This is a genomic window from Paenibacillus plantiphilus, assembly GCF_927798095.1.
GTDB lineage: Bacteria > Bacillota > Bacilli > Paenibacillales > Paenibacillaceae > Paenibacillus_Z > Paenibacillus_Z plantiphilus.
This window is the reverse complement of sequence record NZ_CAKMMF010000079.1, coordinates 1-835: the sequence shown is the minus strand read 5'-3', so window position 1 is coordinate 835 and position 835 is coordinate 1. Positions and strand designations below refer to the sequence as shown.

The following is an 835-nucleotide window of genomic DNA, read 5'->3' as shown; positions in this document are numbered from 1 at the left end:
GGATGCCGAGCTTCCGCACGCCGCTGCCATCTGGCTTGGGGATCTCTTTGCGTCGCACCGGGCTTGGCCTGTATCTTCCATTCCGGATGTTTTGCAGTAGCTCCTCTCTGTTTTCACGCAGCCATGGCAGCGCCGCCTCGACGGTCATTCCGTCGATTCCGGGCGCTCCATGGTTACGCTTGACCTGCTTGTAGGCGCGGTTCAGATTTTCTCTGTCCAATATGCGTTCCATCAGGTCGATTGCACCGTCTCTTTCTCTACTTTCCCGAGCTTCGATGCTCCGCGCTCCTGCATACTCTTCGCGTTCCACGCTATCCCTGTGCAGGCAGCCCTTTCGGTATTCTGCTTTCATCGCATCGATTCTCCTTTCCGTCTGTACTCAAGACTTACGATTGTTCAGCCCTTCCGCTCGCCGCCGTCGCGGCTCGCGTGTAGAGTCGAAGGAGGTCGGCTTGCGCCTTCCTCCGTCCGCTCGTTCAAACGGATCGTGCAGTTTTCCCGCAATCCGCTTTCCTTCATGTCACCCTCTGGGTGCAGCCCTTTTTAGGTTCAAGTCTGGTATTAACGACAAGAGGTTTACCAATCTGTATTTGGAGTAGAGAACGGATTCATGTAGCATCTTCCATCCCTTATTACGCCAGCGTTTAAAGCGGTGACTCCAGACTCGCCGGACAATCCAACGTTGGAGTCGGTTGAAGAGCTTCCTTACGTGGGCTTTACGGAAATAGTTGCCCCATCCCCGTATGACAGGGTTGATGGAATCGATGAGTTCAAAGACGGTTAGCGGGATGCGTCTGTGTGTCCGGGCTCGGATGGTGTCCCTGAACGATTGGAT

At 54.7% G+C, this 835-nt stretch carries 1 protein-coding gene and 1 pseudogene; both read right to left on the bottom strand.

What is annotated here, in order from left to right:
* Window positions 1-352: pseudogene (locus L6H65_RS26415) on the bottom strand (group II intron reverse transcriptase/maturase); the annotation flags it as partial.
* Between the two features lie 168 nt (window positions 353-520).
* On the bottom strand, window positions 521-835 hold the full coding sequence (locus L6H65_RS26410) for a group II intron maturase-specific domain-containing protein (RefSeq protein ID WP_290370483.1): 315 nt from the start codon (window positions 833-835) through the stop codon (window positions 521-523).